Raw genomic sequence first — 25,350 nt, forward strand, 5'->3', positions numbered from 1 at the left:
CAGGAAGGCGAAGGGAGAGTTTCATGCGCATAGTCATCGCGGGAGCCACCGGTAACGCGGGCACGGCTTTGCTGAAGCGGTTGCAGGCTGCCCGCTCGGAAGAGGGCGCGGATCTTGAACTCGTGGGGATAGCGCGACGCGAACCTGACAAGAACGCAGCCCCTTACAACGCAGTGGAGTGGCACACGCTCGACGTCGGCGACTGTAAGGACAGGGAAGCACTGGAAAACGCCTTCGCAGGTGCCGACGCCGTAGTGCATTTGGCCTGGCAGATCCAGCCAAATCACAATCGCGAACTTCTGCGCCGGACCAACGTAGCGGGAACAGCCCACGTTTTGGGCGCGGCCAGGAAGGCCGGCGTGAAGCACGTTGTCTGTGCCTCATCCGTTGGCGCCTATTCGCCGGCCCCCAAGGATCAACGGACCAAGGAAGGTTGGCCGGCAGGCGGGATTAAGCGATCCCACTACAGTGTGGACAAGGCAGCGCAAGAGCGGCTTCTGGATGGCTTTGCCAACGAGAATCCGGACATCGTAGTGGCCCGGCTACGCCCGGCACTGATCTTCAGCGCCGAAGCGGGCAGTGAAGTGGGCCGCTACTTCCTGGGGAGCGTTCTCCCACGGCTCATTCCCCGAAAGCCATGGCTGCCCATCCTCCCCCTCCCGAAGGAGCTGATTTTTCAGGCCGTTCATGCCGACGATGTCGCCGATGCCTACTGGCGCGTGCTGGAACGTCGGGCAGAAGGCGCGTTCAACATCGCCGCGGAGCCTGTGCTGGACCCCAACGCCCTCGCATGGATCCTCAACGCCCGGCGGCAGCTGCCCTTGCCGCTCCCGGTGCTGCGCGCCGTCGTCGAGGTCAGTTGGCGTTTGCGGTTGCAGGTAACCGACGGCGGCTGGGTGGACATGGCGGCCGGCTCACCCATTATGGACACAAGCCGCGCCCACAGCCTTCTGGGCTGGATGCCGCACCGATCATCGTTGGAGGCGTTGACGGAAGTGCTGGAGGGTCTCGGAGCCGGCAAGGGGCGGAAAGCCTCGCCGCCATTAACGCCACGCTAGTTTTTGTGTTTGTGGCCCTAATCCGCAGGGGATACCACCGTGATGATCCTGCGCAAACTCATGGCCACTGACGCCGCCGCGTTCACCGAAGCCTGGCCGGCAGCAGCTTCCGTGACAGCATCCCCGAGCTCGGAGATGCTGTCCTTTGCCTCCGCCAAATGGCTCTTCAATTCTCCGGCATCCTCGCCCCGCCACTGATCAATCACGCGGGACACGGCCTCCAGCGCTTCGGACAGGTTGGTCAGGACGCTGTCCGGGATGACTGTTCCCGCGTCCTCTTCCCAGATCACGCTGGCCAGGACGTCCGTGATGTCCTGGACATGGAAGGTTAGCCGTTCCACTATCCGCAATCCAGCCAAATCACTTGGTAGCCGGCCAGCACGACGCCGGGACCGGGGGTTCGCTTTTGCGCTCAGTTCCGCTTCATGAACGGCAGTCCGCACGGCTGCGGCGGTAGCTGACAGTTCGCCGCTACGGCTTGCCCAGGCTTCGTGGTTGGGCGGCCAGGATTCCTCCATCGCGCGCGCCATGTCCTTCAATTGTTGGGACAAAGCCCGTTGATGCCCGGCCAGGGCGGGGTCGATTCCTTCGAGGTGCAGCGGCGGAAACACCAGCCAGTTCACAGCGAAGCCAACGGCTACGCCCATGGCCATCTGCAGGACGTAGGCAAAGGAGAAGCCCTCCGCGTTGGAATCCCCAAGGACGAGTACGAACAGGGCAGCCATGGGAACCCATTCGGAGGCGGTCCCCAACCGGGGGAGGCCGCCGATGATCACGCCCAACCCCACCACTACGGCGACTGCCAACGCCGTCGGCGCTGCCACTGTGGTCACAGCAAAAGCCATGCCTATACCCAGGGCCAGGCCCATGAGGCTCTGCAGACCATGCCTGGCGGAGTCCGCCACCGTGGGATGCATGCTCACGAGTGCGCCGAGCGGTGCGTAGTAGGGGTAGGACGCTGCAGGACCAGGCATGAAGGGCGCGAGATACCAGGCCAATCCTGCCGCCGCCGCGGTTTTGGCGGCGAACAGGAGTCGGTGACGCGTGACAGCTTTTCGAAGCGCGGGAATCAGCCGCCGCCTGGAGGGCTTGTGGCTCATTGGTCCAACGTAGACGGGTCTTACTCCGCGTGTCGAGCTTGGATTTCGTTTCAGAATGTGGCGATTGAATCCCCGGCAAGCGGGTACACACCCATTGATAGTAACGATACTTACTATCCCGGCTGCTGTCCGCAGCCTGCCAACTGTGGAAAGAGAGCGACAATGACTGAGAGCCAATCGCCGCAGGACGGAAGCTTCGCGGCGCCACGGACTGGGGTCCCCGCCGGGACCGAGCCTTACTCGGGAAGTTACCTCGACTCACCGGTTGAAACCGACACCACTGGCATGGAAACCGATGCCGGCGCGGGTACTACCGGCTACGGAAGCACTACCGGGGGAACCGGGACCACATCCGGCACGGGAACGGTCGATTCGGCTAAGCACGAAGCCGCCGAAGTCGCCGGCACAGCGCGCGATGCGGCTGGCGGCGTCGTCGAAACAGCCAAGGCCGAAGCCGGAAATGTGGCCCAAGAGGTCAAGATGAACGCCCGGCAATTGCTAACACAAACCAAGGGCGAGTTGACGGATCAGGCCGCTACCCAACAGCAGAGGGTTGCGGAGGGCTTGCGGTCCATTTCCGACGAACTATCCACCATGGCCAATTCGACCCAGGATGGCGGAGTCGCCACGGACCTGGTACAGCAAGCGGCCCAGCGCTCCTCCTCGGTTGCCCACTGGTTGGAGAACCGGGATCCCGGTTCACTCCTGGATGAGGTAAAGAGCTTTGCCCGGCGTAAGCCCGGCACGTTCTTGCTGTTGGCTGCGGGTGCTGGCGTCCTCGCCGGACGTTTGGGCCGGGGAATGGCGGACAACTCGCCCATGACGGGAACGGCCACCTCGGATACCACCCCGCGTGCCCAGTACTACCCGACCCAGGGTGGCGCTGTGTCTCCTCCGGCCGTTGATCTGCCCGGGCCCCAGACGACCACCGCAGGATACGGAACGACGGGCGTTGGAACTGGTGCTGGATACGGAACCGGTGCTGGGACTGACACCGGATATGGCGCGGGTGCTGGAACTGACACCGGATATGGCGCGGGCACCACGGGTGGCCTTGAAGGATCAACCATGCCGTACCCGGAAACCGATGCCGGTGGAGTTAAGGCGCAAGGAGATCCACTTGTGGGTCCCGACGATCCCAGCGATCCCGATGATCCCGTATACGGAGGTCCCCGATGAGTAGTCCTGCCGACCTTCCTCCCACTGAAGCCCATATGAAAGCCGAATCCGTACCCCTCGGCGAACTGCTGAGTGACCTGACGCGCGACGTCTCCACGTTGATGCGGCAGGAAGTTGAGCTGGCCAAGGTAGAGCTCAAGGAATCGGCCACCAAGGCCGGAAAGGGCGCCGGGATGATGGCCGGAGCCGCTTGGGCCGGGCATCTGACCATGCTGTTCCTTTCCCTGGCGCTTTGGTGGGCCCTGGGTCAGCTCATCGGCCTGGGATGGTCCGCAGTTGTTGTGGCGGTCATTTGGGGCATAGTCGCAGCAGTGCTGGCCTCGATGGGTCGCAAGGAGTTGAACACCATCAAGGGCATGCCGCGCACCACAGAGACAGTCAAGGAAATACCTCCAACCTTCAAACCGAATACCGAGGAGACACGATGACGCAGAACCCCGACGCCCTGCGCGCCGACATCGAACAAACTCGCAGGCGGCTCAGTACCAACGTTGACGCCGTTGCCGACAAGGTCACGCCCTCCCACATCGTCAACCGGAGGGTAGACAGGATCAAAACGGCCGTGTTTGGCGCCCGCGACGATGTTCAGGACAGGGCGGGCCATGTTGCCCACCAGGCCCAGGACACTGTTTCCGGTGTGGTCTCGGACATTGGTGATGCACCACAGGTGATCACACGAAAAGCCCAAGGCAACCCCATTGCTGCCGGCTTGATCGCCTTCGGCGCCGGTCTGCTGGTTTCGGCCCTCATCCCACCGTCGGACAAGGAACGCGAGGCTGCGCAGGCAGTGAAGGAAGCAGCCCAGCCCCTGACCGAGGAACTGGGCCACGCAGCCCAGGAGATGGCCGAGCATCTCAAGGAGCCGGCACAGGACGCAGTCCAGAACGTCAAAGACAGCGCCACTGAAGCAGCTGCCAACGTGAAGGACGAAGGCCAGGCCGCTGCTGCAGATGTTCAGGACCGCGCCGCCATGGCCAAGGACAACCTCGGCAACCAGTAATCGCGTTACTCACCCAAGTGAGTCGCAGTTGAGGCCGTTTTGAGTGGTCAGAACGGCCTTAACTGCGACTCACTTGGGTTCGCGGCCGCGGTTGGGTGCGAGCGGCGGGTCCGCGGGGGCTCGTTAGCGCACTTCGAGGATCATTTGCAGCAGACGGGCTGCGGCGGGTCGGGCAGCATGTTCTTCCACCCACTGCGCGCGGGCAAGTGCTTTGCTGACGGCCTGCGTCGTGATGCCGAGTTCCTGGGCAACAGCCTTTTGTTGGCCGCGGACTCCAGGAGTGAGAAGGTCCAGGACCCGCCACTCGGCCGCGCTTCGGTGCTGCACGATGTGTCCGAGGAGCCGGAGCACTGCTTCGGCTTCTGCTGCCAAGGCCGTAAAAGGGCCATCAACGGCAACGGGGACCCGTTCCTTCCCGTTGCGGAGACGGTCAACAGCCCGCCGGGCATAGACAAGGCCGTGCCCGGAAGCGTCTTTGACAAGGTTGGGGAGGGGCTCGTTGATGGGCCCGACGCCGATTCCCACGTACCACTGACCGGTGCGGAGGGCGATCAGTGCTGTGTCAACAGCTTGGTGGCCGGACTCGACGATGCCCTGCACCTCATCCTCAACCGAACGGTCGAAGTCGAGCCGTGCCGGAATATGCCGCAGGTCCTTGAGGAGCTCGGGCACGAGGTCGCCATCCCGGCGACTATCGCGTTGGTTGATGGTCAGAGTGAACATAGTGGATCACATGCTACCGGCTGGTAGCCGCTCTGCAAGGGCTTATTTTTCTTATTTCTTTAGCTGCTGCGCGGCGACCACTTTGAGGTCCGGGACCGGCTGCCGGCCCTGTGCCACGCCGGATCGTCGGTCAAGAGCGGCGAACTTCGGATCCCACGTATCGTCCGAGCTCCCGCTGAACGCCGCAAGAATCAGCATCACCACGAAGAATGGGAAGAAGGACCAGCAGATGGCACGCCAACCGCCCAACCAGGCACCCGCCGTCGAGCCGTCCTTGATCCGTACCGAGCGCATGCCCGCGGCAGCATCTCCCACACTGCCCGCTGTACCCCAGATCATGCCGTAAACGAACAAACCAACGAACCAGAGAACAATGTAGAGCGTCAGCCAGAAGCCGTCATTGAAGGCCAGGAGCGAGCCACTGTTCATCATGGCATTGCGTGCAACGGCCACGATCGTGGCCAGGACGCCGTACCCGGCAAGAAACACGATTGCGTCAAGAACGCGGCCCCAGAAGTGGGCTCCTCCGGACGCTTTCACGAAGTAGGCGCCAGTCTCGGGATGGCGGCGTACAGGGCGGCCGTTGACGGCATCAACCAAGCCAGTAGCGGTTTGGGACTTCGAATTGCTCATGGGTCAGGCCAGCCCAGCCAACCCGCCGAGGACGCGGGCAAGGGTGGATGCGGACGTCTCCTTCAACTCAAGGGAGACAGATTCGCCTTCTACGCTGGGAGTTACGCGGGGAGTAAGGACGTGCACGCTGTTGGGACCGGTGTACACGGTGACAGTCGGAAACTCGTTCGTGTCAGTGTTGAAGACCACCACGTTGCTGGCCGCCTGGGTATCGGCAAGGGCCGTTGCAGCATATTCTTCGAACGCAGCCTCCGTATAAACAGTGGGATCGGTGTCGCGGTGGGCGGCCGTGTTCGGGTCAACAAATTCAGCAAGGCGCGGAGCCAACTGATCACGGGTGACAACAGTGAAGCCGTGCAGCCCGCCTTCGTCCACTTCCTCCAGCAGCACGCCGTCGTCGTGGATGTAGCCGTAGAGCCAGCGCTTGCCGGTGGAAACGGTGCGTTCCACCGAGACCACGCTGCTGCCACTGCGGCGCAGCGTCAGGGCACCGGTGATTTCCTCAATTGCGTGCAGGCGGGTGGGCTCGGTCTCGCCTTCAAAGACGACGGGGTAGACGAGTTCCTTGGCGAGCAGTCCGCGCAAGGCCACCGCGCACATCAGCTCCTTGCTGGCATCCTGTGCCGTGAGCCACGGAAGGGCCACGATTTGCTCGTGCTGGACGCCGTCCAAGGCAACAACCTCTTCATCGGTCAAGGTCGTCAGGGCCTTGCCTGTGGCGCTGGCCGACGCCAGAACCTTCGCTGCAGCCTGTACATCCCGCTCGGTCCAATTCATGGTGCTCGTGGTCATCCGAATATCCCTCCGACAAAGTTTCCGACTGACTTGGCGGCATTACCGACCCCGTCTGCCACCTTACTGCCTACATCCTTGGCGAAATTGCCTACTTCCCGGGCGCCGTCGGCGATGTAACTGCCGGGGTTCCGGGCGAAGTTGCTGATGGAATCCCAGTTGTCCGCCACCAGGTTGCCCAAGGCCCAGGCGCCGGCGACGATGCCCGCACCGATCACGATCGGGGCGCCAATGGGCCCCAGCAAGGCTGCACCACCAGCGGTCATCAGCATGATGCTGCCCACCCCGCCTACTACGGACAGGCCGCCGGCTACCCGGTCTCCAGTACCGCGCCAGCCGTCGTGCTCGGGACTGATCATGTCGCTGATGCCGCCCACGATGTTCAATGGCGCCGCCAAGGCTCCGGCGATTCGCAGGCCCTTGGAGAACTTCGAGGCGTCCTGGAAAGCCTGGCTGTAAGGAATGTTGGCCTTGAGGTCGGTGATCACGTCAGTGACCTTCTCGCCGCTGCGCAGGGCGCTCAAGGCATCCCGCAGGACTGTACCGCCAGCCCGCCAATTGGTGAGTACCTCGCGGGTCTTGACCCATTCGGCATGGCCGAGCTTGCCGTATTTGTAAGCAGTCCAAAGCTGCGCGCCGAGTTCCTTGACACCCGTTGCTGTGTCGTAGACATCTGCAAGGACGCCCACAGATGTACCCGAGCCGTCATTGTGGCTGGCAAATTCCTGCTGGTTGGCGTTCTTCTTGAGTTGGCTCGCGTTGTCCCTCAGCATGTTGGCGGCCTTCACCAGGCTCTGCCTGTGCTGGCTGTTCCAATCGCTCTTGAAGACTGTGGCGTCGCGCCCCTGCCAGGCGGTTGCGGAGTTGATGGCGTTGGACAGCTGCGCGCTCTGCAGATTGATGGCATCGGCAGCCTTGCCCATGACGCCGGCCAGACTGCGAAGCTGCGCAATGTCCGCGCCGTAGAACCCAGCCATGTGGAACCCCCTGTTACATGCGTCGTAAAGTCTCGTCCCAGCCTAGGGGGACTCCGAAGCTGCCGCGATGGGGAGAGATACCCATGTGGACAACGCGGGGTCAGTTATGGCCCATGTGGGGGTCCACAAAGGGCCATAAGTGACCTCGCGTTGCTTAAAGCACGACGGCGGGTGGTGCTGTTCACAGGGAACAGCACTACCCGCCGTCGTAGGTGTTGCTAGTGGCCTTCGGCCGAGAAGCGCTTGATGGAAGCTTCCAGCTCGGCTTCGGCAGCGGCGCGGTCGCCCCAACCCTCAGCCTTAACCCACTTGCCGGGCTCCAGGTCCTTGTAACGGGTAAAGAAGTGCTCGATTTCCTTGATGAGGAATTCGCTGACGTCGCTGACTTCCTGGATGTGGTCGAAGCGTGCATCCACCGGAACGCAGAGGACCTTGGCGTCTCCGCCGCCGTCGTCGGTCATGTTGAAAACGCCGATGGGGCGGGACTCAACAATGACGCCCGGGTGGAGGTCGAAGTCCTGCAGGAGCACCAGTGCGTCCAGCGGGTCGCCGTCTTCGCCCAGGGTGTTCTCGAAGAAACCGTAGTGCGTGGGGTACTGCATGGAGGTGAAGAGGACGCGGTCCAGGCGGACGCGGCCGGTTTCGTGGTCAACTTCGTACTTGACGCGCGATCCCTTGGGGATCTCGATGGTCACGTCGTGCTTCATGGCGTGCTCCTTGACGGGTGGGGGTGGGGCGCGGCGTGCAAAAGTGCAGCCAGCGCCGCCGACTACTATTGAGGATATAGCGAGAGGCCCGGGTTTCTTGAACCGGCGGGGACATTTTCAGGACTGACAGGACCAAGCAACTGCATGAAGGGCGTTAAAAACGGGGGTGCCCGGAAGTGGGTGTCCACGGCGTGGGGGCGCTTGAAATGGCCGATGCTGTTGACGTTGGTTCTGCTGTGCCTCGGGGCGATCGTGGTGGTCGGCATGCTGCCAGGACTCCTCAGCGCACCCAAGCCCTCCCCTTCCGCGCCGCCATGGCAGCAGGAACCTGACCGCCTGTCCGAGGCCAACGGCGTGCTTCCCCTGGACGCAGATGCGCCCGTGCCAGTACCGGCTGAGCTCTCGCGACTTGTGAATGAGGCCCTGAAACCTTCCGGTGCGGGCAGCATTACGGGAATTGTCATGGACGCCTCCACAGGCACGGTCCTGTTCGACCGCGATGCCAACGCCAACCGTATCCCGGCGTCGAACATGAAGCTGTTGACCGCCGTCGCCGCTTTGAAGGCGCTCCGTCCCGAATCCCGCTTTACCACCCGCGTGCTGTCCGGTTCTGATGCGTCAACCGTGGTGCTGACCGGGGGAGGGGACGTGCTGCTCGGCGGAGGTGCCTCGGATCCAGCTGCCGTGATGGGCCGGGCCGGGCTTGCAACCCTGGCCGCCGATACTGCCGCTTCCTTGGCTACCGCCGGGGTCAAAGGGCCCGTGACGGTGCAGGTGGATGATTCCCTGTTCAGCGGCGCGCCCCTCAATCCTGCGTGGAGCCTGGACGACGTCGCGGCTGGCGAGACCGCCCCTTTGTTTTCCCTTGCCTTGAATTCCGGGCGCTATTCACCCACCGTTACCACTGGGCCGCGTCCACAGGATTCGGCCATCACCACCGCCCAGGCTTTCGCGGAACAATTGGTGGCTGCCGGTGTCCAGGTGAGTCCCGGCGTCGAGCGTGGCAAGGGCGTCCCCGCCAAGGTGCTGGCCGCCGCTGAGTCCGCCACTGTGAGCGAGCAAGTGGACCTCATGTTGGAGACCTCGGACAACTTCCTGGCGGAGGCGCTCGGACGGATGACCGCCATTGCTTCCGGTCAGGAGGCGACGTACGACGGCGCCACTTCAGCCGTGCGGCAGCGGCTGGGGGAGTTGGGAATCGCCACAGGTTCAATGCAGTTGGCCGACGTTTCGGGACTGGCCCTGGAGAACCAGGTCACTGCCCGCCAGTTTGCCGAGGTAGTCCGCGCCATCACCAGCGGACCGGACCTGAGCCTGAGGACGGCCTTGGACGGATTCCCGGTGGCGGGCCTTACGGGCACCTTGGACGACAGGTATGTGGACCCGAGTACAGCCCAGGGCGCAGGCCTTGTCCGCGCCAAAACCGGCACGCTCAACACCGTCATTGCGCTGAGCGGGTACGTAGTGGACGCTGATGGACGCCTGCTGGTGTTCTCGTTCATCGGCAATGGCTTGGAACCGGGTGCGGCTGGAAACAAGGAGGCGATGGACCGCTCGGCGTCGGTGCTGGCCTCATGTGGGTGCCGCCAGCCCGGTTAGGGAACAGCAAACTCCCGCCGCTCCGCGCGGAGCGAACTTAAGGGTCGGTTGTCAGAGTCATGTGGTGTGATGGACCGTATGGTGTCATCTGCCCGAGATTCGTCAGCAGGGGCCCCGTCCCTGATCAATTGGGACCTGGCCGCCTCCACGGCTGCCCGGCTTACCCCTCCTGGTCCCGCGCTGAGCGCCGGGGAGATCGGCAAGGCGGTGGATAACCTGCGCTTCAACGCCGATATCTCCGTCCCGCATGTCCATGACATCACCGGCCTTGAAGCGGCGCGGGACCTGCGGGATTCGCACGTCCTCGTCGTTGACCGAGCCTCCTGGTCCAAGGCCAACACCCAGAGCTTCTCCGTCATGCTCCAGCCTGTCCTGGAGAAAATGCTGGAGTCCCGCAGCAGCCTGTCCCTGTCACCTGCTGCCGCTGCCGCCAGTGGGGCCATCACGGGCAGCCAGCTCGGCGCCATCCTTGCTTTCCTGTCCAGTAAAGTCCTGGGCCAATACGATCCCTTCGCGGCCTTGGCCCCGGACGCCAACGTTCCTTCGGGCGGCCGGCTGCTCCTTGTTGCACCCAACATCATCTCTGTTGAACGCGAACTCAACGTTCACCCGGACGACTTCAGGCTCTGGGTATGCCTCCACGAGCAAACCCACCGCGTTCAGTTCGCCGCAGCGCCGTGGCTGCGGGACCACATGCTCGCCGAAATCGAAAAGCTCAGCGGTCATCTCCTGGGCAACATGGATTCCCTGGTTGAACGGGCAGCCGCCGTAGCCAAGTCCCTGAAGGACCGCGCTGCATCAGGGAACGTGCCAAGCCGGGGCGCCATTCTGGACCTGCTGCAGGATCCTGAGGAGAAGGCTTCCCTATCCCACATCACTGCCGTCATGAGCCTCCTCGAAGGTCACGCCAATGTGGTGATGGATGCGGTCGATTCCAGCATCGTCCCGTCCGTGAAGACGATTCGCCAGCGGTTCAATGATCGCGGCAAGGACCGCGGCATGATCGAGAAGTTCATCCGCAATCTCCTCGGTCTCGACGCCAAAATGCGCCAATACACAGACGGCGCAAAGTTCGTGCGCGAGGTTGTCGAGGTGGGTGGCATGGAAGGCTTCAACCGGGTATGGAACTCGGCCGAAAACCTCCCCACGGAGGAAGAGATCCACAATTCCAGGATGTGGCTCGAGCGGATGGGGCTTTGAGCGCACCCGTATTTGATGGCCCCTCAGATGGTGGTTCCAGCAGTGGTTCCGGGAATGGAGTGACAGGCAAGGGCCGACGCCGGCCCGGCCGTTTGGCGCCCGTCGTCGGCAAGGCACGGAAGCAGTTGCAGAACGCCCTGGCCGCTGCGGGTTACCCGGAACGTGTTCTCGTAGCCTGCAGCGGAGGACCTGATTCGCTTGCGCTCGCAGCAGTAGCTGGATACTTCGCCCGGCGCGGACACGTGGATGGACATCCCATTTCCGTGGCAGGTGTGGTTGTTGACCACCAACTTCAGGCTGGCTCGGCAGAGGTAGCTTCCCGGACGGCAGCTGTCTTGCGGGAACTGGGCCTGTCACCTGTGGAAGTGCGTACGGTGGAGGTGGCGTCCACTGGATTCGGACCCGAAGCTGCAGCCCGCGATGCCCGGCACGCAGCACTCGAAGCCGCTGCAGATGATCTTGGTTGCGATCGAATCCTGCTCGGGCACACCTTGGACGATCAAGCCGAACAGGTGCTCCTGGGCCTGGCCCGTGGCTCGGGTACGCGTTCTTTGGCCGGCATGAGGCCGGCCCGGGGACGCCTGCTAAGGCCCTTCCTGGGCCTAAGGCGGGAAGACACCCTGGAAATCTGTGAGGTGGAGGAACTGCAGCCGTGGCACGATCCGAGCAACAGTGACTCGGCTTTCGCACGCTCGCGAACCCGCGTCGAGGTCATGCCCGTCCTCGAAGAAAAGCTGGGGCCAGGCGTTGCCGAATCTCTGGCACGGACAGCCGCAATCCTGCAGCAGGACGCGGATTTCCTGGAGGATCTCGCAAACGAGACGTATCTCTCGATGGTGCAGCGAACCGACGACGGCGCGTGGTTGCCGGAGGACGCCGTCCGCGGACTTCCCGCGGCGCTGAGGTTCCGCGTCATCGCAAAGGCGGCTGCCGACGTCGGGGGCCAACAACCCGGCTACGGGCGGCTCCAAGCCGCGGAAGCACTGCTTCGCCGCCAGGGTTCGGCCGGCCCTGTGGAACTTCCGGGCCACGTCAGTGTCTATCGCTTGTCCCTCAGCGATTTGGAGCAGGAACGGGCTGCCTCCGGCGGTCCAGGGTCCGCTGCTTCGGCCACCAGCGGTCCCCGCGAGGCCGCACGCTGTGGGAAGCTAGTATTCCGGCATCAGAAATCGCCCCAACAGTAGCCGCACCCGAGCATCAAAACAGGAGCCATTGGTGGATTCAAACGACGTCCAGGCAGATCTCAAGCACGTTCTTTACACCAAAGAGCAAATCCAAACGCGCATCGCTGAACTGGCGGCGCAGATCGACAAGGACTACGAAGGCCGCGAACTGCTGATCGTCGGTGTCCTCAAGGGTGCCGTGATGGTCATGGCGGACCTGGCGCGTGCCTTGCACAGCCACGTCAGCATGGACTGGATGGCAGTTTCTTCCTACGGCTCCGGCACTCAATCCTCCGGCGTTGTCCGGATCCTCAAGGACCTCGATACCGACCTCATGGGCAAGGATGTGCTGATCGTCGAGGACATCATCGACTCTGGCCTGACACTTTCATGGCTCAAATCCAACCTGGAATCCCGCGGTACCGCCAGCGTTGAGATCTGCACGGCTTTCCGTAAGCCCACCGCAGCCAAGGTCGAGATCGACGTCAAATACGTCGGCTACGACATCCCCAACGAGTTCGTTGTGGGCTATGGCCTGGACTACGCCGAGAAGTACCGCAACCTGGACTTCGTGGGCACGCTGGCTCCGCACGTTTACGAGTAACACACGCCCTTCACGGGATCACAGGGACGTGGGGACCGGTTGACGAACAAAAGCATTGGCATCAAGGACGTAGCTGTTGCCGCCGGCGTGTCTGTCACCACTGTTTCCCACGTCCTGAACGACGTCGCCTACGCCCGTATCAGCCTGGAAACACGGGAGAAGGTCAAAGCCACGGCGGAACGCCTGGGCTATGGCCCAAACCGGCTGGCTCAGGCCCTGCGGACGCAACGGACCGGGATGCTGGGTCTCGTCAGCGAGGAAATCGCCACCACACCACACGCAGGACGCATCATCCTGGGTGCGGATGAGGCCGCCAGGGCACGGGGCTACAACCTGATGATCATCAACACCTCAGGTGCGGCGAGTGACCAGTCCCGGCAGGCCGACGTCGAGGCCCTCCTGGAGCGGCGCGTGGATGGCATTCTGTACGCCACCATGTACCACCGCGAGGTCACCTTGCCGGAAAACCTGAGTTCAGTTCCCGCGGTGCTTGTGGACTCCGAGAGCGTGGCAGGGAGTGTCGCTTCGGTAGTGCCCGACGAAGAAGGCGGGGCGAGGGTAGCCGTGCAGAGCCTCCTGGATGCCGGCCACCGACGGATCGGTTTCCTGAACAACACTGACGACGTCCCGGCTACCCGGGACCGCTTGCGTGGTTTCCGGAACGCCTTGAACGAAGCAGGGCTCGACGCCGCCGCCGCACCTGTGGAGTCAGAACTCTCGGAGGTGATGGGCGGCTATGTTGCCGCCTTGCGGATGTTCAAGCGAAAGGACCGGCCAACGGGCCTGTTCTGCTACAACGACCGCATGGCAATGGGCGCCTACCGGGCAGCGGCCGAGGTAGGAATCAGCATTCCCAACGAACTGTCCGTGGTGGGTTTCGATGACCAGGAGCTCATCGCCGCCAACCTCTATCCTGGCCTGACAACAGTGGCGCTGCCCCACTACGAGATGGGCGCCTGGGCTACTGAACGCCTGATCGATGCCATCGAGGGCAAAGCGGGCCTCGCCGTCCTGGCAGCTAAACCGACGATTCTGGAGTGTCCCCTGGTGACCCGGGAATCCATCACGAATCCCCATCCAGGGCTGTCCTAGAGCGACGCAGGCGAGTATCCTGTGTACGCCCAGAGGGAACTTTTGAGCATTCCAGTGCGTGAATAACTGGGAACGGTGTATAGCTAGAAACTGAAGCAGCACCATTCGCGCGCAGAAGTTGCGCCTCGCAGCACTACCAGGAGGGACGGGGCAAAACCCCGATCAGATGAAAGCTAAGAGTTTCTTCAAGGGCCCGGGCATCTGGATTGTTGTCGTCGTCGGCTTGCTCCTGGTGGCATTCGCAACGCTGGCTCCGGGCGGTTCCACACGTATTGACACCAAGGACGGCCTCGAGCTCCTCGCGCAAAGCGGCAAGGTGGAGCAGGCCAAGATTTTCGACGCCGAGAACCGCGTTGACTTGGTACTGAAAGACAACCTGAATATTGATGGCCAGGACAAGGGCAAGAACGTCCAGTTCTTCTACGTCACGGACCGTGGCCCGGACGTCGTCAAGGCTGTCACCAGCGCCAACCCGGACAAGGGCTTCACGGACCAGCCGGTCGAGAATAACTGGTTCTCCGGTCTGTTCTCCCTGCTCATCCCCGTGCTGCTGCTCGGTGTGTTGTTCTGGTTCCTGCTCTCCCGCATGCAGGGTGGCGGCTCCAAGGTGATGCAGTTCGGCAAGTCCAAGGCCAAGCTGGTCAACAAGGACATGCCGCAGGTGACCTTCTCTGACGTCGCCGGTGCTGACGAAGCCGTGGAAGAGCTCCAGGAAATCAAGGAATTCCTCCAGGAGCCGGCAAAGTTCCAGGCCGTTGGCGCCAAGATCCCCAAGGGTGTGCTGCTGTACGGCCCTCCAGGCACTGGTAAGACGCTGCTGGCCCGCGCAGTTGCGGGTGAGGCAGGCGTTCCCTTCTTCTCCATCTCCGGCTCGGACTTCGTTGAAATGTTCGTCGGCGTTGGTGCTTCCCGTGTTCGCGACCTTTTCGAACAGGCCAAAGCAAGCTCCCCTGCCATCATCTTCGTTGATGAAATCGACGCCGTTGGTCGTCACCGCGGTGCCGGTATCGGCGGCGGTAACGATGAGCGCGAGCAGACCTTGAACCAACTCCTCGTTGAGATGGACGGCTTCGACGTCAAGACCAACGTCATCCTCATCGCGGCCACCAACCGTCCGGACGTGCTGGACCCCGCGCTGCTGCGCCCGGGTCGTTTCGACCGCCAGATCACCGTTGAGGCCCCGGATATGATCGGCCGCGAACAGATCCTTAACGTCCACGCCAAGGGCAAGCCGATGGCCCCGGGCATCGACCTCAGGGGTGTTGCCAAGAAGACTCCCGGCTACACGGGTGCGGACCTGGCCAACGTCCTGAACGAAGCTGCGCTGCTGACTGCGCGTTCAAACGCCAACCTGATTGATGACCGTGCCCTGGACGAGGCAATCGACCGCGTCATGGCAGGCCCGCAGAAGCGCAGCCGCGTCATGAAGGAACTCGAGCGCAAGATCACCGCGTACCACGAAGGTGGTCACGCACTGGTTGCTGCCGCGCTGCGCAACTCCGCTCCGGTCACCAAGATCACCATCCTTCCCCGTGGCCGTGCCCTTGGGTACACCATGGTGATTCCTGAGGACGACAAGTACTCGGTTACCCGTAACGAGTTGCTGGACCAGATGGCGTACGCCATGGGTGGTCGCGTTGCCGAGGAAATCGTGTTCCATGACCCGTCCACCGGCGCGTCCAACGACATCGAAAAGGCCACGTCAACGGCCCGGAAGATGGTCACCCAATACGGCATGAGCGAACGCGTTGGTGCTGTGAAGCTGGGCCAGGGTGGCGGCGAGCCGTTCCTTGGCCGGGACGCCGCGCAGGAGCGCAACTTCTCGGACCAGATCGCCTACGTTGTGGACGAGGAAGTGCGTCGCCTGATCGACCAGGCGCACGACGAGGCTTACGCCATCCTCACAGAAAACCGCGAAGTCCTCGATCGGCTGGCACTGGAACTCCTTGAGCGCGAAACCCTCAACCAGGCCGAGATCGCCGAGATCTTCCACGACATCCGCAAGCGCGATTTCCGTGAGATCTGGCTGTCCAAAGAGTCCCGCCCTGTTCAGTCGATTCCGCCCGTAGAGTCGCGCGCAGAGAAGGCTGAGCGCGAGGCCCAGGAAGAGGCCAAGAAGGCTCGCCTGGATGAACCGCTTGATGCCGTAGCCCCGCATGCCCAGGGCGTCAGCAGCCAGGAGTCATTCCAGTCACCGGGACCCGACGGCGGCAACGACTCCCCGCTTCACGGCTAAGCTTTCTGCTGTGACTCATTTCGACGACGACGACCTCGCCGCCGACCACGGCTCAGCCGCGGACGGCAAGCGGGGCCACAAAGTAGACCGCCCGCGCATTGAAGCGGCAGTACGTGAAATCCTGCTGGCGATTGGTGAAGACCCTGATCGCGGGGGCCTGCATGACACGCCCAAGCGTGTTGCCAAGGCCTATGCGGAGGTCTTCGCGGGCCTCCACCAGCACCCGGCAGATGTCCTCTCCACCACGTTTGACCTTGACCATGAAGAGCTTGTCCTTGTGAAGGACATTCCCTTCTACTCCACGTGTGAACACCACCTGGTGCCGTTCCACGGGGTGGCTCACGTCGGTTATATTCCGTCACATGAGGGCAAGGTGACGGGCCTGAGCAAGCTGGCCCGTTTGGTGGACATTTATGCGCGCCGGCCCCAGGTGCAGGAGCGGCTCACCACCCAGATCGTTGAGGCACTGGTCAAGCACCTCAACCCGCGTGGGGCGATAGTCGTCATCGAATGCGAACACATGTGCATGTCCATGCGCGGCATCCGCAAGCCCGGCGCCAAGACTGTCACCAGTGCGGTGCGCGGTCAGCTCCATGACCCGGCCACCCGCGCCGAGGCCATGAGCCTCATACTCGGAAGGTAAGCAATATATGGATTCCCTCGCTGCAGCACCCGGAACCGGCCCGGCCACAAGCCCACTGCCGATTCTCCGCAAGCCGCGGCCCGCGGCCAGGTTTGAGGACCTGCCAACGGACCGCACGCTCGTTATGGGAATTCTCAACGTCACACCGGATTCCTTTAGCGACGGCGGCACCCACCGCACGCCGGACACCGCCATCGCGCTCGGGCTGCGTATGTTCTACGCCGGCGCGGACATCATCGACGTCGGTGGCGAGTCCACGCGCTCCGGCGCCGAACCCGTTTCCCCTGAAGAAGAACAACGCCGGGTCCTCCCGGTGATCCAGGCGCTGGTGAAGGCTGGCGCACTCGTCAGTATCGACACGATGCACACCTCAACAGCGGCCGCTGCCGTGGAAGCCGGCGCGGCGATCATCAACGACGTCTCCGGCCTGACCATCGAGCCGGACATGCCCGAGCTCGTCGCACGCACCAAGGTCCCGTACATCCTCACGCATCGTCGTGGCGATGCCCGCACCATGGACAGCCTCACGGAGTACAACAACGTGACGGAAGACGTTGTGGCTGAGCTCAGCGGTGTCCGCGACAAACTTTACGCGGCAGGCGTCGCTCCGGAGCAGATCATCGTTGACCCCGGGATTGGCTTCTCCAAGAACGAGAACCAGAACTGGGAAATCCTCAAGAACCTGGACAAGCTGTTCTCACTCGGCCACAAGGTCATGGTGGCTGCATCACGCAAGCGGTTCCTCGGCTCGCTCCTCACTGTTGCCGGCAAGTCTGCCGCACCGCTGGAACGCGACGCCGCCACCGCAGCTATCACTGCTTTGAGCGCTGCGAAGGGTGCTTGGGCTGTTCGCGTCCACGACGTCGGTCCGAGCCTTGACGCCGTCAAGGTTGCTGCTCGAATCGCCCGCTGACCGGAGGACCTTGTGGACAGGATCACGCTGACCGGTGTCACCGCCGTCGGCCATCACGGAGTGTTCGATTTCGAGCGCCGGGACGGCCAGCCGTTCGTCGTGGACGCCGTCCTTCATACTGACTTCAGCAAGGCTGCGGAGACGGATGACCTCCAGTACACCGCGCACTACGGCGAGGTGGCTGAGCTCATCACCTCGCATATTGAGGGCGAGCCGCTGAACCTGATTGAGGGGTTGGCAGTGAGGATCGCCGATGGCATCCTCGCCAATTACAACGTGGCCGCAGTGGATGTCACCGTCCATAAGCCGAAAGCGCCCATTGAGGTTCCGTTTGGCGATGTCACTGTGAGTGTCCACAGGGAGCGATCATGAACTCCGGATACACCAAAGCGATCCTGGCCCTCGGCAGCAACCTCGGCGAGCGGAACGACACCCTCTCCACCGCCGTCGCCGATCTCGTGGACCCGCCGGACATAAGGCTCCTTGGAGTGTCTCCGGTGGTCCAGACAAAAGCAGTCGGCGGCCCGGAAGGGCAACCCGATTTCCTGAACATGGTCATGGCAGTTGAGACAACGCTCAGTCCACTTGAGTTGTTGCGGCACTGCCACGACGTCGAGCAGAAGCACCACCGCACCCGTGAAGTGCGTTGGGGTCCGCGAACACTGGACGTAGACATCATCGTTTTCGGTGAGGTGGTCAGTGACGACCCCGTCCTGACCCTGCCTCATCCGAGGGCGGCCGAACGCGCCTTTGTCCTGTACCCATGGTCGCTGCTGGAGCCGAACGCCCAACTGAACGGGCAAAGCGTTGCAGAGTTGGCGGCCGCAGCTGAGGACATGCCCGACATCCGTCGGTTCGACGGCTACGGCGATATCGCAGGTGTTCCGGCGACGGGAGCGGTGGAGTAGAAGTGAAGCCCATGCGCCCCGCGGTCCTGGTCATCATCGCCATCATCGCTGCCGCCATCGGTTGGCTGGCCACGGCGGCAACAAACCGCTTCAGCATGCCCACTCCCGTGCTTCCGGTTTCCGCACTGGTCACCATGGGCGTCATCGCAGTACTCACCCTGATCATGGGAATCCGGGTGCTGCGGTGGCGTAACGGCAAGAAGAAGAACCTGCTCAACCCGATCCTTGCCGCCCGGACGCTGATCCTTGCCCAAGCCTGCGCATATGCCGGGACGCTCCTCCTGGGCTGGCACGCCGGCATCTCCTTTGACCTTCTCCGAATCGGGACCTTGCGCAGTGGTGAAGGCATCCTCTGGAACGCCGTCCTGATGGGCGGTGGTGGCGTGGTGATGGTGGTCGTCGGCCTGGTGGTCGAGAGATTCTGCCGGATCCCACCGGAAGACCTCGAAGGTGGCACCCCTGGACCGGAAACCCGCCGCGGGGAAGCAAAAGGCGAAGGCGAGTATGCGTACCGAGGCGATTGACCCTCCCGGCGTCCAGTGGCTGCGGGTCTCCCCGAAGTACGTCACGGTCCGCTTGGTGGAGTGGGCCATTGGAAACCTGGTGATGGTGGCGATCCTTAGCCTCCCTCTCGTGTTTGTGCAGCTGGGTTGGTGGCGCTGGCCTCCGCTGTGGCTCGCCATCACAGTACCCGCGGTGATGCTTGTCCTGGCGTTGTGGCGGCTCGTGCTGATTCCGCGCCAGGTCCGTGCAATCGGTTACGCGGAGCGCGATGACGATCTCCTCATTCGCCGTGGCATCTTTTTCCAACGCACCATGGTGGTCCCGTACGGCCGGATGCAGTACGTGGATGTGACTGTTGGTCCGGTGGAACGCGGCCTTGGTCTTTGCACCTTGAAACTTCACACGGCTTCAGCTGGAACCAGCGCTTACCTGCCTGGACTTCCTGCCGAGGAAGGCGCACGGCTGCGTGAACAGCTCTCGGCACGTGGAGAAGCCAGGCTGGCCGGGCTGTGAGCACGGGGGGTAGCGCCACCGTGGGCCTCCCGGCTAAAGCGGACGACGGCGATTGGCGGCGCGTGCATCCAGCGTCACCGTTCGTACGCGGCTGGGTGGCGCTGGCCGCCGTCGGATACTTTTTCGGTCGCGACGCCTTTGAACGCGTACTTCAGGGCCGCGACATCCTGGATCCCAACCTCAACGGACGGGTTCCCTGGCTGTTGGCCGGTGGCGGCATTGTGCTTCTCCTGACGGTGGGCGGATTCATCCTGAGCTGGTACTTCACGCGCTACCAGGTGGCCGAGGGCTATGTCCGGGTCAACACAGGATTCGTGTTCAGGCAGCAGCGGCAGGCTCGGTTGGACCGGGTCCAGGCGATCGACATCGTGCAGCCCCTTTTGGCGAGGATCTTTGGCCTCGCTGAGCTCAAGTTTGAAGTCGCCGACGCCGGCGAGTCTGCCGTGCGGCTCGCTTACCTTCCGCTGGCCCAGGCCAAACAGTTACGCGCCACTATCCTTGCCCGTGCCGCCGGAGTGGTGAGCGGCCCGGAGACTGCGCAAGAAATCCCCGAAGCGCCGGAGCACGTCGTCTTGTCCGTGCCGCCTTCCCGGCTTATTGGCTCGCTCCTGCTGAGCGAGCAGACCGTCGGTATCCTGCTCGGCGCCGCCGCATCCATAGCCATCTCCGTGTACACCGAAAACAGCGCCATCTTCCTGGCGCTGATCCCGGCGGTCCTGGGCATTGGTGCTGCTTATTGGAACTCATTCAACAAGGGCTACAACTTCACTGCGGCGATCTCCCCTGATGGGATCCGGCTACGCTACGGGCTCCTGGACACCCAGGCACAGACCTTGCCCCCGGGCCGAATCCAGGCACTGAAGGTCAGGCAGCCGCCCATCTGGAGGCTCTTCGGCTGGTACCGCATGCAAGTTAACGTGGCCGGCTACGGTGGCGCGGCAGGCAATGAGAACGCTGCGCGGACAACTTTGCTGCCAGTGGGATTGAAGCCGGATGTCACGCGGATGCTGTCCCTCGTGCTGCCGGACCCGGGTGTTGAGGATCCGGAACGGGTGTTCACTTCCGCGCTGGAAGGGTTGGCTGGGCCTACCTCCACGGATGGTTTCGTCACTACTCCGCGCCGGGCCTGGCTCCTGGCACCGCTGGGCTGGCGGCGCAATGGTTTCCTGGCCACGCGAACGGCATTGTTGATTCGATCCGGCCGATGGTGGCGCACCCTGGTCCTGGTTCCCCATCAGCGCACACAGTCCATGGCCTTGCAGCAAGGTCCGCTGGCGCGGCGTATCGGGGTGGCTGATCTTGTCCTCCACACCACGGCGGGACCTGTGGTGCCACGCCTCTATCAGGCCGACGTGGAGCAGGCTGTGCAACTCTTCGACCAGCAGGCTGCCCGTGCCCGCGAGGCGAGAAAGCGGCAGACCAGCGAGCAATGGCTTGCGCAGGTAAGCGGCCAGGCTCCACCCCAATCACTACCGCAAGCACCGCCTCAATCACTACCGCAAGCCCCAACCCAGGAGGACCCCCAGCATGGTTAGGCCAGGAAGACTCGGAGTCGGCATCATCGGCGCCGGAAAGGTGGGTGCCGTCCTGGGTGCCGCTTTGCGCGCGGCCGAGCACGCCGTCGTCGGGGTTTCCGCCGTTTCCGAAGCGAGCCGCGAGCGGGCAGAGACGCTGCTGCCGGGAGTCCCGATCCTTGGGATCCAGGACATTGTGGAGCGGTCGGAACTGGTGCTGCTGGCCGTTCCCGACGATGCCCTCGGCGAACTTGTTGAGGGACTCGCGAAGCTTGGTGCCTGGCAACCGGGCCAGTTGGTGGCGCATACATCCGGCCGTTTCGGCGTCGGGATCCTGCAACCGATCCGCAGCGCGGGTGCCATTCCGCTTGCCATGCATCCTGCCATGACTTTCACCGGCATGAGCCTGGACCTGACCCGCCTCATGGATTGCACCTTCGGAGTCACTGCGGACGCCGCTATGTTGCCGATTGCCCAAGCCCTCGTTGTGGAGATGGGTGCCGAGCCGGTAGCGATTGCCGAGGCAGACCGCACCCTTTATCACGCGGCCCTGGCGCACAGCTCCAACCACATGGTGACGCTTGTTGCGCAGGCGTCGCAGTTGCTGCGGGAAATCGGCGTCGAATCCCCCGAGACCATGCTGGGTCCATTGCTGCGGGCCACGCTGGAGAACGCTCTTGCGTCCGGCGAGTCTGCGCTTACCGGTCCCGTCGCGCGGGGCGATGTGGGCACCGTGGCTGCGCACGCCCAGGCGCTGAAGGAATACGACGGCGGTGCGGGTGGGGACGTGCTTGCGGCCTACCAGGCCATGGCCCGGGCAACGGCCCGGCGTGCCGGGAATCGTGGGCTACTGCGCCCTGAACAACTGAGTGACATTGGCGAGGCCTTGGGAACAGAGCCCACGACGCCGGAAGGAATCTGAACAGCATGGCCATCAAACTCGTAACCACCGCGGCCGAACTTGGTGCTGAAAGCGCCCGGCTCCTGGCTTCCAAGGGAGGAAGTTCGCAGGGCCTGGTGCCGACTATGGGCGCGCTGCACTCCGGCCATGCAGCCTTGGCGAGGACTGCCGTGGCAGAGAACGACGTCGTGGTAGCCACCATCTTCGTGAATCCACTCCAGTTCGGCGACGCCGTGGACCTCGACCGCTATCCCCGCACCCTTGAGGCCGATATGGCCATCCTGGACGCCGAAGGAGTGGACCTTGTCTTCGCACCCTCCGTGGACGAGGTGTACCCGGGTGGCCAGCCGCTGGTTCGCGTCACGGCCGGCCCGCTGGGCGGGAAATGGGAAGGCGCCTCACGACCCGGGCACTTCGACGGTGCCCTGACCGTGGTGGCCAAGTTGCTGCACTACGGACTTCCCGGCGGTGCAGCTGCGGACGGTTCGACGCCGGCCTACCGCGCCTACTTTGGCCAGAAGGACGCCCAGCAGCTTGCCCTCGTGAAGCGGATGGTCGCGGATCTGAACTTCCCCGTGGAGATCGTGCCCGTGCCAATCGTCCGCAGTGACGACGGGTTGGCTCTTTCAAGCCGCAACCGCTTCCTCTCGGACGAAGAACGCGAGGCAGCGCTGGTGCTCTCACGGGCTCTGCGCCTCATCGAGTCCCGCGCGAACGCACATGAACCGCTGGACCTGGATTCCGCCGTCGCGCTTGTTCACTCCCAGCCACTGGTGGAACTGGACTATTTCGACGTCGTGGATCCCACCACTCTTGAGCCGCTGGCCGAGAACTGCAAGGAGACTCCGTTCCGCGGCGAAGGGCTGGCAATTGTTGCCGCAAAGGTGGGTCCTGTGCGGTTGATAGACAACGTTCCGCTTAATTCCTGAGGTTGAATACCTAACGTTTGGATTTTCTGCTGACGGGAATCTCTTGGGCGTCTAGACTGTTCCTGTCTTCACCGGCATTGATCGCCGGAATCCAAGCCCAAACCTGAGGAATCCTCATGTCTACCGACGTCACGTCCGACGCCAACAGCGAGCCCGGTTCCGGTGCGTCCGCAAGTGCTGCCTCCACAGAGGAAGCGCTCACGCAGGCTCCTGTATCAGCGAAGATGTCCCGTGAATCCGTCACGGTCATTGTCACCTTGTTGGTTGCCACGTTTGTGGTGATCCTCAACGAGACCATCATGAACGTGGCACTTCAGCGGCTGATGACCGATCTCAAAGTCGACGCCCCCACGGTCCAGTGGCTCGCCACCGGGTTCATGCTGACCATGGCGGTCGTCATTCCGACCACCGGATTCATCCTGCAGCGATTGACCACGCGGGGCTCGTTCATGCTCGCCATGGGACTCTTCAGCGGCGGAACTCTGCTGGCCGCCCTGGCGCCCGGGTTTCCCGTGCTGCTCCTGGCACGCATCGTCCAGGCCGGCGGCACGGCCATCATGCTGCCATTGCTGATGACCACCATTCTCACGCTTGTACCGATGTCCCGGCGCGGAGCCGTTATGGGCAACGTCAGCATCGCCATCTCTGTCGCTCCCGCCATGGGCCCCACCGTTTCAGGCATCATCCTGGACCACTTCTCCTGGCGCTTCATGTTCGTGTTCGTGCTCCCCGTAGCGCTGGCTGCCTTGGCGATTGGCGCCAAGTTCCTCACCAATGTGGGGGAGCGCGGGAAGACTGGCTTGGACTTCACTTCAGTGGTCCTCACCGTTCCTGCCTTCGGTGGCTTGGTCTACGGCCTCAGCCAGATCGGTGGCGCCAACGCCGGGGTGGTCCCGATCATCGCACTCGTGGTTGGAGTCGTGTGCCTGGCGCTGTTCGTCTTCCGCCAACTCAAATTGCAGAAGACCGATTCGCCGCTGCTGGATCTCCGGGCCTTCAACTTCCGAATGTTCACAGTGTCCACACTGCTCATGGTCGTAGCGATGATGGCCCTGTTCGGTGGCGTCATCCTGCTCCCGCTCTACCTGCAGAACACGTTGCACCTGCAGCCGATGGAAACAGGCCTGGCACTCTTGCCCGGTGGTTTGGCCATGGGTCTGCTGGGTCCTGTAATCGGACGGATCTTCGACAAAGTGGGTCCACTGCCCCTCACCGTATCCGGTTCAGTCCTCATGGTCCTGACGCTCTGGCAGTTCTCGCGCTTGGACCAGGCCAGCGCTCTGGGATGGGTGATTGCGCTGCACGTAACGCTGAGCCTCGGCCTGGCATTGCTCTTCACGCCTGCCTTCACCACAGGCCTGAACCCGCTGCCGCCGCATCTGTACTCCCACGGATCGGCCATCATGAGCACGGCCCAGCAAGTAGCCGGCGCCGCTGGCACTGCGCTGCTCGTGTCCATCTTCGCCGTAGTGTCCGCATCCTCGGGCCTGGTAGCCGGCATGCAGGCCGCCTTCCTAGCGGCAACCATCATTGCCGGCGCTGCAGTGGTGCTCGGTGCGATGATGCGTAAAACCGAGGGCGCAGGCCACGGCGGTCACTGAGTCTTGATGCCGTTTGGCCGGGTCCAGCCGTTCGGCTGGTCAGGCTGAGCCGTGTGGGTGGTCCGGCTGGGCTCAGCTGTTCGGCTGGTCAGGCTGAGCCGTGTGGGTGGTCCGGCTGGGCCCGGCCGCTTGGCGGGCATCCTCGGCGCGCTCGGTCGTTCCTCCCTTAGACGCGCGCTGCCGGATGCCCGCCAAACGACCTCTTGCCCTTTCCAACGTTCTCTCACATCCTGACCCGTTTCGCCTGGCGTTCTCTCACGTCCCGAGGTGTTTGGACCGACGTTCTCTCAGGTCGTGAGGTGTTTGGGCCGACGTTCTCTCAGGTGCTGATGTGCTTGGGCCGGTTGCTGTTGAGCTCAGTGCCTATTTCGCTTGCCAGGTACGGGCTGCTGATTAGGCCCGACGGCGGATCCTGGGTGCCGCTTCAAAGGGCGGCTATTGCCACCATTTCTTTGTGTGACGCGGTTCACGGATACTGGTTCTTCGGATATTGAGACGTTTCTGGGCTGTTTCCCCAGTGTTTACGGCGTTTTAAGCGGTGTCTGGGTGGATTTGTTCGGACGGTATGGCGCGTGTAAAGTTATCTGAGTCGCCGCCGCGGATGCGGAAATAATGGTGACGAAATCCCCTTCAAATTGCCGGATTCCGGTGGTGCTTTTTGCGCCTCTGATCTGGTTGGGGAAGCTGAGGACGGTTTGCTTCATGCGACCGAATCGGGTAAGTTTGAAAAGTTGCTCCGGAGCGATCCTGTGGCCCTGTTAGGGGTTCTGGTGGTGCCGGTTAGTGTCTGTTGTTTGAGAACTCAATAGTGTGCCAAGTTTGTTGATGCCGATTGTTTTATTGATTGGTTGAAATTATGGC

26 protein-coding genes are annotated in these 25,350 nt (G+C 62.9%); 20 read left to right on the top strand and 6 right to left on the bottom strand.

Annotated features, from left to right (window positions below; all coding sequences use genetic code 11):
- Positions 1 to 23 precede the first annotated feature (23 nt).
- Positions 24 to 1,058 (top strand): NAD-dependent epimerase/dehydratase family protein, encoded by a 1,035-nt coding sequence (locus AC1DD5_RS08280; protein WP_477514294.1) that lies wholly within the window; start codon positions 24 to 26, stop codon positions 1,056 to 1,058.
- 17 nt (positions 1,059 to 1,075) lie between these two features.
- Here AC1DD5_RS08280 and AC1DD5_RS08285 read toward each other — a convergent pair whose 3' ends face one another.
- Positions 1,076 to 2,158, bottom strand: a complete 1,083-nt coding sequence (locus AC1DD5_RS08285) for an FUSC family protein (protein ID WP_477514295.1) — start codon at positions 2,156 to 2,158, stop codon at positions 1,076 to 1,078.
- Positions 2,159 to 2,320: 162 nt separating this feature from the next.
- On the opposite strand from AC1DD5_RS08285, the gene AC1DD5_RS08290 reads away from it, so the two are divergent.
- Genes AC1DD5_RS08290 through AC1DD5_RS08300 form a run of 3 tightly spaced genes read left to right on the top strand, consistent with a single transcriptional unit; the run spans position 2,321 to position 4,337 of the window.
- Positions 2,321 to 3,337, top strand: a complete 1,017-nt coding sequence (locus AC1DD5_RS08290; protein ID WP_477521121.1) for a hypothetical protein — start codon at positions 2,321 to 2,323, stop codon at positions 3,335 to 3,337.
- On the top strand, positions 3,334 to 3,765 hold the full coding sequence (locus tag AC1DD5_RS08295) for a phage holin family protein (RefSeq protein ID WP_442018097.1): 432 nt from the start codon (positions 3,334 to 3,336) through the stop codon (positions 3,763 to 3,765). Before AC1DD5_RS08290 ends, AC1DD5_RS08295 begins: the two co-directional genes overlap by 4 nt.
- A complete protein-coding gene (locus tag AC1DD5_RS08300) occupies positions 3,762 to 4,337 on the top strand; it encodes a DUF3618 domain-containing protein (protein ID WP_477521122.1) in 576 nt (191 codons plus the stop codon). The genes AC1DD5_RS08295 and AC1DD5_RS08300 overlap by 4 nt, the downstream gene beginning before the upstream one ends.
- Before the next feature lie 123 nt (positions 4,338 to 4,460).
- Here AC1DD5_RS08300 and AC1DD5_RS08305 read toward each other — a convergent pair whose 3' ends face one another.
- From AC1DD5_RS08305 to AC1DD5_RS08325, 5 genes are all read right to left on the bottom strand, one after another.
- A complete protein-coding gene (locus AC1DD5_RS08305) occupies positions 4,461 to 5,060 on the bottom strand; it encodes a hypothetical protein (protein ID WP_442005159.1) in 600 nt (199 codons plus the stop codon).
- A gap of 51 nt (positions 5,061 to 5,111) precedes the next feature.
- Complete coding sequence (locus tag AC1DD5_RS08310; RefSeq protein ID WP_477521123.1) at positions 5,112 to 5,693, bottom strand: hypothetical protein; 582 nt, start codon at positions 5,691 to 5,693, stop codon at positions 5,112 to 5,114.
- Positions 5,694 to 5,696: 3 nt separating this feature from the next.
- The gene (locus AC1DD5_RS08315; protein WP_477521124.1) at positions 5,697 to 6,485 is read right to left on the bottom strand and encodes a hypothetical protein; all 789 of its coding nucleotides are present in this window, start codon (positions 6,483 to 6,485) and stop codon (positions 5,697 to 5,699) included.
- Entirely contained in the window at positions 6,482 to 7,462 is a 981-nt protein-coding gene (locus AC1DD5_RS08320) for a hypothetical protein (protein WP_442018092.1), read from the bottom strand. The genes AC1DD5_RS08315 and AC1DD5_RS08320 overlap by 4 nt, the downstream gene beginning before the upstream one ends.
- 218 nt (positions 7,463 to 7,680) lie before the next feature.
- The gene (locus AC1DD5_RS08325) at positions 7,681 to 8,169 is read right to left on the bottom strand and encodes an inorganic diphosphatase (RefSeq protein ID WP_144663396.1); all 489 of its coding nucleotides are present in this window, start codon (positions 8,167 to 8,169) and stop codon (positions 7,681 to 7,683) included.
- A 144-nt stretch (positions 8,170 to 8,313) separates the two neighbouring features.
- Here AC1DD5_RS08325 and dacB point away from each other — a divergent pair, with 144 nt between their 5' ends.
- From dacB to AC1DD5_RS08405, 16 genes are all read left to right on the top strand, one after another.
- On the top strand, positions 8,314 to 9,768 hold the full coding sequence (gene dacB, locus AC1DD5_RS08330; protein WP_477521125.1) for a D-alanyl-D-alanine carboxypeptidase/D-alanyl-D-alanine endopeptidase: 1,455 nt from the start codon (positions 8,314 to 8,316) through the stop codon (positions 9,766 to 9,768).
- A gap of 78 nt (positions 9,769 to 9,846) precedes the next feature.
- Positions 9,847 to 10,968: a zinc-dependent metalloprotease gene (locus AC1DD5_RS08335; protein WP_442005283.1), complete on the top strand. Its 1,122-nt coding sequence runs from the start codon at positions 9,847 to 9,849 to the stop codon at positions 10,966 to 10,968.
- Positions 10,969 to 11,093: 125 nt separating this feature from the next.
- Positions 11,094 to 12,152, top strand: a complete 1,059-nt coding sequence (tilS, locus tag AC1DD5_RS08340; RefSeq protein ID WP_477521138.1) for a tRNA lysidine(34) synthetase TilS — start codon at positions 11,094 to 11,096, stop codon at positions 12,150 to 12,152.
- A 31-nt stretch (positions 12,153 to 12,183) separates the two neighbouring features.
- Positions 12,184 to 12,735, top strand: coding sequence for a hypoxanthine phosphoribosyltransferase (gene hpt / locus AC1DD5_RS08345; protein WP_216924216.1), 552 nt, complete (start codon positions 12,184 to 12,186; stop codon positions 12,733 to 12,735).
- Between the two features lie 39 nt (positions 12,736 to 12,774).
- Entirely contained in the window at positions 12,775 to 13,827 is a 1,053-nt protein-coding gene (locus AC1DD5_RS08350) for a LacI family DNA-binding transcriptional regulator (RefSeq protein ID WP_477521126.1), read from the top strand.
- Positions 13,828 to 13,993: 166 nt separating this feature from the next.
- Entirely contained in the window at positions 13,994 to 16,063 is a 2,070-nt protein-coding gene (ftsH, locus tag AC1DD5_RS08355; protein WP_442005153.1) for an ATP-dependent zinc metalloprotease FtsH, read from the top strand.
- Positions 16,064 to 16,073: 10 nt separating this feature from the next.
- Complete coding sequence (gene folE / locus AC1DD5_RS08360; RefSeq protein ID WP_442005152.1) at positions 16,074 to 16,706, top strand: GTP cyclohydrolase I FolE; 633 nt, start codon at positions 16,074 to 16,076, stop codon at positions 16,704 to 16,706.
- A 7-nt stretch (positions 16,707 to 16,713) separates the two neighbouring features.
- Entirely contained in the window at positions 16,714 to 17,619 is a 906-nt protein-coding gene (gene folP, locus AC1DD5_RS08365; RefSeq protein ID WP_442005151.1) for a dihydropteroate synthase, read from the top strand.
- Positions 17,620 to 17,631: 12 nt separating this feature from the next.
- Complete coding sequence (folB, locus tag AC1DD5_RS08370) at positions 17,632 to 17,991, top strand: dihydroneopterin aldolase (protein ID WP_216924207.1); 360 nt, start codon at positions 17,632 to 17,634, stop codon at positions 17,989 to 17,991.
- A complete protein-coding gene (gene folK, locus AC1DD5_RS08375; protein ID WP_442005149.1) occupies positions 17,988 to 18,527 on the top strand; it encodes a 2-amino-4-hydroxy-6-hydroxymethyldihydropteridine diphosphokinase in 540 nt (179 codons plus the stop codon). Before folB ends, folK begins: the two co-directional genes overlap by 4 nt.
- Positions 18,528 to 18,529: 2 nt before the next feature.
- Positions 18,530 to 19,051: a DUF3180 domain-containing protein gene (locus AC1DD5_RS08380; protein WP_224166000.1), complete on the top strand. Its 522-nt coding sequence runs from the start codon at positions 18,530 to 18,532 to the stop codon at positions 19,049 to 19,051.
- The gene (locus tag AC1DD5_RS08385) at positions 19,032 to 19,544 is read left to right on the top strand and encodes a PH domain-containing protein (protein ID WP_442018087.1); all 513 of its coding nucleotides are present in this window, start codon (positions 19,032 to 19,034) and stop codon (positions 19,542 to 19,544) included. The genes AC1DD5_RS08380 and AC1DD5_RS08385 overlap by 20 nt, the downstream gene beginning before the upstream one ends.
- Entirely contained in the window at positions 19,541 to 21,079 is a 1,539-nt protein-coding gene (locus AC1DD5_RS08390) for a PH domain-containing protein (protein ID WP_477521127.1), read from the top strand. Before AC1DD5_RS08385 ends, AC1DD5_RS08390 begins: the two co-directional genes overlap by 4 nt.
- Positions 21,072 to 21,980: a Rossmann-like and DUF2520 domain-containing protein gene (locus AC1DD5_RS08395; RefSeq protein ID WP_477521128.1), complete on the top strand. Its 909-nt coding sequence runs from the start codon at positions 21,072 to 21,074 to the stop codon at positions 21,978 to 21,980. The genes AC1DD5_RS08390 and AC1DD5_RS08395 overlap by 8 nt, the downstream gene beginning before the upstream one ends.
- 5 nt (positions 21,981 to 21,985) lie before the next feature.
- Positions 21,986 to 22,888: a pantoate--beta-alanine ligase gene (gene panC, locus AC1DD5_RS08400; protein ID WP_477521129.1), complete on the top strand. Its 903-nt coding sequence runs from the start codon at positions 21,986 to 21,988 to the stop codon at positions 22,886 to 22,888.
- A gap of 116 nt (positions 22,889 to 23,004) precedes the next feature.
- Positions 23,005 to 24,489, top strand: coding sequence for a DHA2 family efflux MFS transporter permease subunit (locus tag AC1DD5_RS08405; protein WP_442005143.1), 1,485 nt, complete (start codon positions 23,005 to 23,007; stop codon positions 24,487 to 24,489).
- Positions 24,490 to 25,350 lie beyond the last annotated feature (861 nt).

This window comes from Paenarthrobacter sp. 10L420 (assembly GCF_056395385.1).

Excerpts from the sequence above, each read along its gene's own strand:
- AC1DD5_RS08300 (WP_477521122.1), top strand. The coding sequence starts at position 3,762 with ATGACGCAGAACCCCGACGCCCTGCGCGCCGACATCGAACAAACTCGC.
- AC1DD5_RS08285 (WP_477514295.1), bottom strand. The coding sequence starts at position 2,158 with ATGAGCCACAAGCCCTCCAGGCGGCGGCTGATTCCCGCGCTTCGAAAA.
- AC1DD5_RS08385 (WP_442018087.1), top strand. The coding sequence starts at position 19,032 with ATGCGTACCGAGGCGATTGACCCTCCCGGCGTCCAGTGGCTGCGGGTC.
- AC1DD5_RS08280 (WP_477514294.1), top strand. The coding sequence starts at position 24 with ATGCGCATAGTCATCGCGGGAGCCACCGGTAACGCGGGCACGGCTTTG.
- AC1DD5_RS08305 (WP_442005159.1), bottom strand. The coding sequence starts at position 5,060 with ATGTTCACTCTGACCATCAACCAACGCGATAGTCGCCGGGATGGCGAC.
- AC1DD5_RS08335 (WP_442005283.1), top strand. The coding sequence starts at position 9,847 with ATGGTGTCATCTGCCCGAGATTCGTCAGCAGGGGCCCCGTCCCTGATC.
- AC1DD5_RS08315 (WP_477521124.1), bottom strand. The coding sequence starts at position 6,485 with ATGACCACGAGCACCATGAATTGGACCGAGCGGGATGTACAGGCTGCA.
- AC1DD5_RS08405 (WP_442005143.1), top strand. The coding sequence starts at position 23,005 with ATGTCTACCGACGTCACGTCCGACGCCAACAGCGAGCCCGGTTCCGGT.
- AC1DD5_RS08290 (WP_477521121.1), top strand. The coding sequence starts at position 2,321 with ATGACTGAGAGCCAATCGCCGCAGGACGGAAGCTTCGCGGCGCCACGG.
- AC1DD5_RS08395 (WP_477521128.1), top strand. The coding sequence starts at position 21,072 with ATGGTTAGGCCAGGAAGACTCGGAGTCGGCATCATCGGCGCCGGAAAG.
- AC1DD5_RS08295 (WP_442018097.1), top strand. The coding sequence starts at position 3,334 with ATGAGTAGTCCTGCCGACCTTCCTCCCACTGAAGCCCATATGAAAGCC.
- panC (WP_477521129.1), top strand. The coding sequence starts at position 21,986 with ATGGCCATCAAACTCGTAACCACCGCGGCCGAACTTGGTGCTGAAAGC.
- AC1DD5_RS08310 (WP_477521123.1), bottom strand. The coding sequence starts at position 5,693 with ATGAGCAATTCGAAGTCCCAAACCGCTACTGGCTTGGTTGATGCCGTC.
- folP (WP_442005151.1), top strand. The coding sequence starts at position 16,714 with ATGGATTCCCTCGCTGCAGCACCCGGAACCGGCCCGGCCACAAGCCCA.
- AC1DD5_RS08320 (WP_442018092.1), bottom strand. The coding sequence starts at position 7,462 with ATGGCTGGGTTCTACGGCGCGGACATTGCGCAGCTTCGCAGTCTGGCC.
- dacB (WP_477521125.1), top strand. The coding sequence starts at position 8,314 with ATGAAGGGCGTTAAAAACGGGGGTGCCCGGAAGTGGGTGTCCACGGCG.
- ftsH (WP_442005153.1), top strand. The coding sequence starts at position 13,994 with ATGAAAGCTAAGAGTTTCTTCAAGGGCCCGGGCATCTGGATTGTTGTC.
- folK (WP_442005149.1), top strand. The coding sequence starts at position 17,988 with ATGAACTCCGGATACACCAAAGCGATCCTGGCCCTCGGCAGCAACCTC.
- AC1DD5_RS08325 (WP_144663396.1), bottom strand. The coding sequence starts at position 8,169 with ATGAAGCACGACGTGACCATCGAGATCCCCAAGGGATCGCGCGTCAAG.